3 protein-coding genes and 1 pseudogene are annotated in these 1,836 nt (G+C 68.7%); all 4 read right to left on the bottom strand.

The features are described 5' to 3' along the window. A partial coding sequence (locus tag ACT4N8_RS08190) for an NAD(P)(+) transhydrogenase (Re/Si-specific) subunit beta (protein ID WP_444857644.1) occupies positions 1-670 on the bottom strand: 670 nt, incomplete at its 3' end. 30 nt (positions 671-700) lie between these two features. Further along, on the bottom strand, positions 701-988 hold the full coding sequence (locus tag ACT4N8_RS08195; protein ID WP_444857645.1) for an NAD(P) transhydrogenase subunit alpha: 288 nt from the start codon (positions 986-988) through the stop codon (positions 701-703). A gap of 11 nt (positions 989-999) precedes the next feature. Further along, positions 1,000-1,398, bottom strand: a complete 399-nt coding sequence (locus tag ACT4N8_RS08200) for a hypothetical protein (protein ID WP_444857646.1) — start codon at positions 1,396-1,398, stop codon at positions 1,000-1,002. Next, positions 1,395-1,836, bottom strand: a pseudogene (locus ACT4N8_RS08205) (NAD(P)(+) transhydrogenase (Re/Si-specific) subunit alpha); the annotation flags it as partial. The gene ACT4N8_RS08200 and the pseudogene ACT4N8_RS08205, both read right to left, overlap by 4 nt.

Genomic DNA, 1,836 nt, shown 5'->3' on the forward strand with positions numbered 1-1,836 from the left:
AGACGACGACCGGCATGTCGGCGCCGCCGATCGGGATGATCAGCAGGAAGCCGATCGCGAAGGCGAGCCCGGTCAGCGTCCAGAACACCCAGGGATCCTGGTCCTGCGTGAAGTAAGCGGTGAGCCCCGCGATCGCCGCGAGCGTGCCGAGGTTGATCACGTGCCGCAGCGGCAGCATGATCGGCTTGCCCGACATGTTGCCGTTCAGCTTGAGGAAGGCGATCACCGAGCCCGAGAAGGTGATCGCGCCGATCGCCGAGCCCAGCCCCATCTCGACCCGGCTGACCGCGAAAATCTGCCCCGCCGCGTCGGCGATGCCGAAGGCGCCCGGGTTGAGATAGGCGGCCGCGGCCACCGCCACCGCGGCGAGGCCGACGAGGCTATGGAAGGCGGCGACGAGCTGCGGCATCGCGGTCATCGCGATCCGCCGCGCCATGACGAAGCCGATCGCGCCGCCGATCGCGATCGCCGCGACGATCTCGTAGAGGCCGGCGATCTCGTGCGTGGCCAGCGTCGTCCCGACCGCGACCGCCATGCCGAACATGCCGAGCCGGTTGCCAGTCCGCGAGGTCTCCGGGCTGGAGAGTCCCCTCAGCGCGAGAATGAAGCAGATACCCGCAAGCAAATAGGCAAGCATCACCCACGCGGGCAGCGCGGCGGTCTCATGCATGGCTTACGTCCCCCTGCGCGCCGGAGCCACTCACCCCTTGCGCTCCTTCTTCTTGTACATGGCGAGCATGCGCTCGGTGACGGCGAAGCCGCCGAAGATGTTGACGCTGGCCATCACGATCGCGGCGAGGCCGAGCCACTTGGCCGCCGGCACCGCCGCTGCCATCGCCGCGATCAAGGCACCGACGATGATCACCGAGGAGATGGCATTGGTCACGCTCATCAGCGGCGTGTGCAAAGCCGGCGTCACCGACCAGACCACGTAATAGCCGACGAAGCAGGCCAGCACGAAGATCGACAGGATAGTGATGAAGTCCAAGGCGTCCTCCCTTATGCCAGCCCGAGCCGTGCCTCGAGCAGGCGCAGCATGCGCGCATATTGATGCCGCCAGCGCGAATCCGGCACCTCGCGGCAGGCGATGCGCCGGACCGGCGCTAGGCTTGCCCGCCGCACTGCGTCGTCGCCGTGCCGCGCGGCCAGCGCGGCTTCGACGGCAATCTGCCGCGCGCCGAAATCCTCTCGCCACGCGGCGCGGACCGCCTCTGGGCGGAAGCCCTGGCACAGAATCGATTGCTCGCGCGCAATCCCGCCATACATCTCCATCGAGGCAAAGACGCTGAGGTCCGGGGCGCGGCTCCAGCCGGTGCCGGGCTGGTCGAAATCACTCGCGCAGGCGGCGATCGCCAGCGGCGGCAGCAGCATCGCCAGCCGCGCCGCCCGCCCGGTCATGCGTTCAGCCGGTCGTTGACGACCTTGCCGTCCTTCGTCAGCCGGGCGCCGAGCACGATCTCGTCGTCGTCGGGCAGCTTCACCGCCTTGGCCTCGGCGTCCCAGAAGGCGCTCAACAGGTTGAAGAGGTTGCGCGAATAGAGCGCCGAGGCGTCCGCCGCGAGCCGGCTCGGCACGTTCCGGTGGCCGACGATCCTGACGCCGTGCCGCTCGACGACTTCGCCCGGCTGGCTGCCCTCGACATTGCCGCCCTGCTCGACGGCGAGATCGACGATGACGCTGCCCGGCTTCATGGCCGCGAGCTGCGCGTCGCTGATCAGCCGCGGCGCTGGCCTGCCCGGGATCAAAGCGGTGGTGATGACGATGTCCTGCTTGGCGATGTGGCTGGAGACGAGCGCTGCCTGCGCGGCCTTATACTCGTCCGACATCTCGGTCGCG

This window comes from Sphingosinicella sp., from assembly GCF_052387495.1.
In the GTDB taxonomy this organism is placed as follows: Bacteria; Pseudomonadota; Alphaproteobacteria; order Sphingomonadales; family Sphingomonadaceae; genus Allosphingosinicella.